This is a genomic window from Sphingomonas sp. (assembly GCF_039594485.1).
In the GTDB taxonomy this organism is placed as follows: domain Bacteria; phylum Pseudomonadota; class Alphaproteobacteria; order Sphingomonadales; family Sphingomonadaceae; genus Sphingomonas.
Genome location: NZ_JBCNNI010000072.1, coordinates 1 through 6,005, shown reverse-complemented (window position 1 = coordinate 6,005; position 6,005 = coordinate 1). Strand labels below are relative to the sequence as shown.

8 protein-coding genes and 1 pseudogene are annotated in these 6,005 nt (G+C 65.2%); all 9 read right to left on the bottom strand.

What is annotated here, in order from left to right; genetic code table 11:
• Positions 1–12: 12 nt before the first annotated feature.
• Positions 13–156 carry a hypothetical protein gene (locus ABDV78_RS19325; RefSeq protein ID WP_197939145.1) on the bottom strand — a complete coding sequence of 48 codons (144 nt, stop codon included), beginning with the start codon at positions 154–156 and terminating at the stop codon, positions 13–15.
• Complete coding sequence (locus ABDV78_RS19320) at positions 153–1,109, bottom strand: AAA family ATPase (RefSeq protein WP_343529073.1); 957 nt, start codon at positions 1,107–1,109, stop codon at positions 153–155. Before ABDV78_RS19320 ends, ABDV78_RS19325 begins: the two co-directional genes overlap by 4 nt.
• Before the next feature lie 76 nt (positions 1,110–1,185).
• Positions 1,186–3,153 (bottom strand): transposase domain-containing protein, encoded by a 1,968-nt coding sequence (locus tag ABDV78_RS19315; RefSeq protein WP_343529072.1) that lies wholly within the window; start codon positions 3,151–3,153, stop codon positions 1,186–1,188.
• The gene (locus ABDV78_RS19310) at positions 3,150–3,611 is read right to left on the bottom strand and encodes a hypothetical protein (protein WP_343529071.1); all 462 of its coding nucleotides are present in this window, start codon (positions 3,609–3,611) and stop codon (positions 3,150–3,152) included. The genes ABDV78_RS19315 and ABDV78_RS19310 overlap by 4 nt, the downstream gene beginning before the upstream one ends.
• A 114-nt stretch (positions 3,612–3,725) precedes the next feature.
• Positions 3,726–3,917: a hypothetical protein gene (locus tag ABDV78_RS19305; RefSeq protein WP_343529070.1), complete on the bottom strand. Its 192-nt coding sequence runs from the start codon at positions 3,915–3,917 to the stop codon at positions 3,726–3,728.
• A complete protein-coding gene (locus ABDV78_RS19300; protein ID WP_343529069.1) occupies positions 3,917–4,108 on the bottom strand; it encodes a hypothetical protein in 192 nt (63 codons plus the stop codon). Before ABDV78_RS19300 ends, ABDV78_RS19305 begins: the two co-directional genes overlap by 1 nt.
• The gene (locus ABDV78_RS19295; protein WP_343529068.1) at positions 4,105–4,599 is read right to left on the bottom strand and encodes a hypothetical protein; all 495 of its coding nucleotides are present in this window, start codon (positions 4,597–4,599) and stop codon (positions 4,105–4,107) included. Before ABDV78_RS19295 ends, ABDV78_RS19300 begins: the two co-directional genes overlap by 4 nt.
• A complete protein-coding gene (locus ABDV78_RS19290; RefSeq protein ID WP_343529067.1) occupies positions 4,596–5,732 on the bottom strand; it encodes a hypothetical protein in 1,137 nt (378 codons plus the stop codon). Before ABDV78_RS19290 ends, ABDV78_RS19295 begins: the two co-directional genes overlap by 4 nt.
• A gap of 2 nt (positions 5,733–5,734) precedes the next feature.
• Positions 5,735–6,005 (bottom strand): annotated as a pseudogene (locus tag ABDV78_RS19285) (hypothetical protein); the annotation flags it as partial.

Sequence of the window (6,005 nt, the reverse complement as noted above, 5' to 3'; positions counted from 1 at the left end):
CCTTCAGGGCGCTCATATCAGCCACCTCAGAAAGTCGATGATGTCGGGCAGCGCGGTGCCCAGCGCCGCGCAGGCGCTGAGCTGGACCGCCTTCCACAGCAGGGGGTGCATGTCGCGCACCACCTGCCACGTCTTCTTTTCGTCCTGCCGGGTCATACGCCCGCCTGCCGGATCGCGAGGTGCGACCACGCATCGCGCAGATGCTCGATCGTCAGCTCGTTGTTCTCGGATGCCGCCAGCATACAGGCGGTTTCCATCATCATGGTGCAGGTCCGCAGACCGCCGGGCTGTTTGGCAATGCCGACGATAAAGGCGCGCTGTTCGTCGTCATGGACGTCCCAGGCATCGGCCAGCGCCAGCGCGTCGCCGTCCTGCGGCCCCCGGAAAATGTACCGCTGAGCCACCCGGCTCGCCAGCCGGGCAAAGGCGTCCGCTTTGCTGCCCAAGGTCAAACGGGTCAGCACGTCTTCATTGCCCACCAGGGCGATGCCAATTCCGGTCCGGTCGTGCCACGACCGGATTTCTTCCAGCGCCAGTTCGGACGTGTGCTGCGCCTCGTCGATGACCATCAGACCGCCGGTGTCTTTCACGAACGACACGATCTTTTTCGACAGCGCGCGGGGAGTACCCTTCGCGTCCGCCTCTCCAAACGACTCCAGAACCTCTTGCTGCATCGTGTTCACCCCGGCCGTGCTGGGCGACATGGTCGAAATCCAGACATTACTGATCGACGCGCGATAGTTCTGGATCGCCTTGGTCTTGCTCGTCCCAGGTGCGCCAGCGATAACGACGATCCGGCCGCGCTGGGCGATCGACAACATGGTTTGGATGCGCTTGCCGGTCGGCGTCGGATAGAAGGCGGGCGGCTCGCGCATCTCCACCGCGACGGCGGCCTGCGACTTCAGATACTGGCGGTACTTAAAGACCGCCTGCGCGATCGGCGCATTGTCGCCCCTATAACCGCCATTAGGGAACATGCTGAGCGTGCTTTGCGCAACGCCGATTTTGGCCGACAGCTGCGACCAGCTCAGATTGCGTTCCTTCTTGTGATCGGCGAGCCAGGTTTGCTGCTCGGCAATATCGATCGGCTGGGCGTTCGGGTTAATCATGCTATGCGTTCCTGTGCTTGTTCGTGGGTGTTCAAGTGGGCCGTGCGGGGGTGGCAGCCTCCGCACGGCCGTTCGGTCAGCCGACGCGCCTCAAAGGCACCACGCGATCCATGGCGTCCGTCAGACGGTCGATGACATTGTTCTGAGGTGGCTGAGGGGCTTCCTTGACCGCCTTCAGCTGGCCCTTCGTCTGGCCACGATGGCGCACGATGCGCGTTGCGCCAGCGACCGGGGCCGCATCCTCGTCGATATGGTCGGGCATAAGCGCGGTCAGCTCGGCCGCGCTGAGCAAGTTTTGCAGCTTGGTCAGGTCGCGGGTCGCGCGGCGCAGCTCGGCTTCCTGCGCACGACGGGCACCGGCCGATTCCTTGTCGAAGAAGCCGGTCGCCTCGATCACAGGCGCGGTGACGAGGAAGCCGCCCGCCCGGTCATAGACGTGGATTTCGCTATGGAGATCGTCGGGATCGAAACGGATCGTGACCTTCTTGCCCGCGTGGTCGCGCAGCTCCGGCGCATAATAGCGGTTGCCCTCGTAGGAGATCGCACCCGTCTGACGGTCGCAGGTGCGATCGTCGGCGGTCAGCAGCGCTAGGCGCAGCTGCTCCGGCGTCGCCCGGCCGATCGGCGACACGGCATAGGAGGCGGCAAAGACGTCGTCGAAACTCCGGCCCTTCGCGGTTTCGGTGCGACGGCCCGGCTTCGCGTTATGCGCGGCCATCGCCATGTCGACGATCGCGCGGAACTGGTCGATCGGGATGGCCCGCTCGCCATAATTCTCCGGCTTCGCGTCCGGCCGGTTGCCGGTGTACGCGCCAGCGAAGGCAGGATGCTTGGCGATCGTGTCGCAGAGATCGCGGAACGCGCGCTCGATGGGCTTCGACTGGCCACGATAGGGCGTCGCGAAGTGGATTTGCACGCCCAGCGCGACCAAGACGCCGGTCGGCTCGTCATCCCGTATCTTGAAGCGGAAACGCGATTTCGCGCCACCGGTAATGACTTTGCTGGCAAAGGCGCGTCCATTGTCGAGGACACAATGCGCCGGGATGCCCCAATTCTTGAACAGGTCGGCAAAGACCAGCCGTGTGACCTGCGCGCTCTCGCTCTCGTCGATGCGCCACGCGACCATCTTGCGGCTGTAAAGGTCCTGGATCGCGACCATCAGCGGACGGCCGACGCGACCGTCCGGCCAGCGAACGAAGACGTCGAACTTGTGACCGTCGATGTTGACGGCCTCCAGTGCATGTAAATCCATGACAGTTCTTTCTTGTGAGGGAAGAGTGCGCCGTAGCGCTTCCGCGCCTTCACGTTGGGCGATGACGACCCGGCCATCGACTTCGCGCTCCAGCTTGCGGCGGAGCGTCTTCATGTGCGGCACCGCGATATCGCGCGGCCGGGCGTAGCCTTCGACCATCCGCGCATAGCAGCTGGCGAAGGTGGGCTTTTCCGGGCGGAGATAGTCCGACAGGAGGAATTGCCACGCGCCCGCGTCAACCTGCGCCTCGGCACCGCCGCCCTGACGACGCGGGGCCAGCGCTGGCAGACGGTCTTCGCGGGCCACACCGTCAATCAGGCTAAGCCAGTTCCAGACGGTGGCGACCGACACGCCATCACGCGCGGCGGCGCTGGCGACGGCGGCCGAGCGCGTCATGCCCGCCCGCTCATAAGCCTCGATCAGGGTAATCGTCTGGAGCCGCTGGCGCGCCTTGGCCTTCACCTCGTCGCTGGCGCCGTCATACCAGCGCCAGGACGGCGACTGGCGCTGGCGTTCGGGCGGGGCGGCGTGGATGTCGGCCGCGACCGCAACGCCCGCCGCCTGGATCGCCATGCGCGCGGCGGCAGGCAACACATCGACATGATATTCCAGCCCACCGCCGCGCGCCTTGCGCGGCCGGGCCAGCGGCTCGCCATTCGTGCCCGTCCGCAACGCCCACCCATCCTTAGCAGCGCGCTCATTCACCTTGCGCTTCTGCGCGGGAAGACCCGGCAGATTCAGCGCCGCCAGCTCGTCGGCGGAGAACCATTCCTTGAAGCCGTCGATTTTCATTTGTTCCCCCGTGCGATCGGCTGGCAGCGCCGCCGCAATTCCCTGATTTCTTCATCGAGACGGATGCGCTCGGCCTTCAGACTGCCCAGGCGCGCGGTCATCAGTTCCTCACCGACCAGCACCGCCGCGCCGATCCGGCGCATCAGCGCGTCGGCGACGTCGAACCGGCTGGTCACGGCGATCAGCGCCAGCAGCCGGGCGGCGCTGATATTGTGATTGTCGCGTGCTTCGGACGCGTAGGCGTCGAGCATCAGCTTCGTCGTTTCCTCGTCCAGCAGTGCGGACATTGCCCCCGCGATCTCATGGCGCGACCGGCTGTCGCCCTTCAGCATCGTCGACACCGCCGCCGCGATGACGCGGTCCAGTCCGGCGAGGTCGGATGGGGCCGACGCGGGCGTCGGCGGATCGAAGGTGAAGGCCAGCTGCCCGGCCGGAAGCGACGAGACGCGCTTGGTCATCGCCCGTCGTTCCGGGGTTCGTCGGCGCGCGGACGATCGAACAGGCCAAGCAAGCGCTTTACGCGGTCGCCGGTCAGCTCGGCCGGAGCCGGTCGCAGGTTGGAAGTCGGACGGTCAGTCACGTTGCCACCAGAAATTCGGACGCGGCTCTTCACTGGCGTCGGGTTCGGAAGGGCTGGCGCGGCGGCGGGGCGTGACCGCCTTCCACCGTTCGTTGACGACACGACGGCGAGCCTCGTCCATCGTGACATTGTCACGCAAGGCACGCTGAAACAGCCGTACATGGTCGAGATCGCCGGGGGCCATCACGACCTCCAGTCTGCGAGCGGGTCGACCGACGCGCCGCGATATGCGGCGGCGATCGCGTCGATCTGCGCAACCGGTAGGCCCGTGATGGCGGCAACCGCTGCGGGTTCCGTGCCCTCGTCCAGCAGATTCAGGGCGTGGCGTTCGTCATGCCAACGGGTCTGGCGATTCTTGAGGGGAGCGCGGCTCATGCTGCGCACCCGTCGATTTCGTCACGGGCCTGCGCGACCAGCCGCTGATAGGTCGACACGTCCTTGTCGGCGAAGGCGCGCAGGATTCCGCGTCTCAAACCTTCGTCAAGCTTGAACCAGTGTTCACGGCAAAAGAGGTGGCCGAATTGAACGACAGCGCCGCACGTATCCGCCGCGCATGTCACCTCATGGCCGACCGCCCGGCGAGTACGGGTGGACAGCGCGTCGAGAACGACGCCGCGCCGCGCCAATTCGGCCCGGATCGCATCGGTTGGGATGGCGCGCAGGTCGGGCAAGTCGACCAGTTTGAGGTTTCGCTGCTTCCCCGCACCACGCTCTAGCGCGCCGCAATCCACCAAGGCGGCGATCCGGCCATGAGCCTGCGACACGGTGATATCGCAGGCTTTTGCGATCTCCCGCACCGATGGAGAGACGTCATAGGTCAGCATGTCGCGGACGCAGTCGAGAACCTGAAGCTGACCGGGGGTCATGCTGACGCCTCCAGTTTGCGCAACGCCGCTCTGAGCCATGCTCGCAGAAGCATTTCGCCGCCTGCCGTGCAGGTCGCAGAAACCTTCTTGAGGCGGATCATGTAGGTGCCCGAACGAAATTGGACGGTCGCGCCGTGGTCGCGCTCCAGCTCCTTTTGCAGAAGGGCGGACTCGACGCCTTGATTCAGCTGACCTTCGACGAACGCGACGAGGTCGGGCAGTTCGTTCGCGTTGATGACCAGCTCGTAACCGGCTGGCATGATCTCACCCAGCTGGACCAAAGCCGCCTTCTTTTCCGCCAGCCCCATGCGAGCGAAGGCCCCCAGGAAGGCTGACAGTCGCTTTGTCCCAGCATCGGGAACCGGCTTGCCAGGGCGGAAACGTGCAACCGCCTCGCCGACGGTGGCGCAAGGCTCTTGGTCGACCAGATGGGCAACCGCCTTGCGCTGATCCTCGACCTCCAGCTTTGCCAGCGCCTTGAGCTGGGCAGCGTTGGTGACGACCGGGTGGCGTTTGGCGCGAAGCTCCGCGACCAGACCAGCGGGGATGCGACGATACAGGGCTAGATCGTCGCGGACCGTGCGGGCGGATATGCCGATCTCCGCACCGACCTTTTCCGACCAGCCATATGCACTGGCAATCGTTGCCGTTGCATCGTCGGCCTCTTCCTCGACGACCTTCTGCCAGCGCGTCGCAGCGGACACATAGCGTCCGTCGCGATCGACCTCGATGCCAGCCCGAATCTTGTGAAGGCGGACCAACTCCGCGACGTGCGCGGCGCGGGCCAACGGGTCGAGCCCTTTGCGCCAGAGGTTTTCCGACGCCTCGCGCATCCGGCGATAGTCGGCGGCGGAGCTGACCTCGCGCGCTTCGATCAGCTCCATGCCGATGAACCGCGCACCCGTCAGCCGGTGCGCGCCAGCAACCAGCGTCCAGCCGGTGCGGCCGGGCAGACGGCAGACTTCAATCGGTGTCTGTTGGCCCTCGCGGGCCATGACGCCGCCAAGCGCCTCGGCCCAAACCTGATCGATGTCGCGCAGGCGATCGCCGATCGTGATTTCAGCCGTGGGGATGAGGAGGATTTCGCCAGCGACCTGCGGAGCCGCATCATTGGCAACGGGGAGAGACGCCATGTCTATTGGCCCCCCTCATTTAGACGGTGCGTAGCCGTCGCACCTTCGCTACAGTCCGAAACTTCGGATTGTGAAGGGGTCTGTGGGTTGAGTTCGTTTTCGATGGCCTTGGCGACGCGGGCGCTCGAACGCCCGCGCAGCACGTCGTTGACCGACTTTTCGGGCAGATTGTTGGCGCGCTCGAACGCGGCAACCGATCCGTGTTTTTTCCGAAGGACGCTCTTCACATCCTCCCTGTGTAATTCGGTGAGCATCCGGTGAATCCTAAAATTC